At 65.5% G+C, this 203-nt stretch carries 1 protein-coding gene; it reads right to left on the minus strand.

What is annotated here, in order from left to right; genetic code table 11:
- Positions 1–203 (minus strand): hypothetical protein (locus MN186_RS16685; protein WP_242110744.1); only part of this gene is annotated, 203 nt, incomplete at both ends.

The following is a 203-nucleotide window of genomic DNA, read 5'->3' on the forward strand; positions in this document are numbered from 1 at the left end:
GCCCCTGCCGGAACGATGGTCAGGAAGTCACGCCCGTTGATCGTGCCAGCCCAAGTGAAGTCAAAGTCCGCACCGGTGATGACCTTGGCGGGGGCGGTCACGCTGACCTCGCTTTCCACCACTTCGATGGATGCCCGCGCAAGGGTGCGGCGGCCGGTCTCCAACACGTATCGCAGTTCGTAAAGGCCGGGTGTGCCGGGGGC

This window comes from Aliiroseovarius sediminis (assembly GCF_022678485.1).
In the GTDB taxonomy this organism is placed as follows: domain Bacteria; phylum Pseudomonadota; class Alphaproteobacteria; order Rhodobacterales; family Rhodobacteraceae; genus Aliiroseovarius; species Aliiroseovarius sediminis.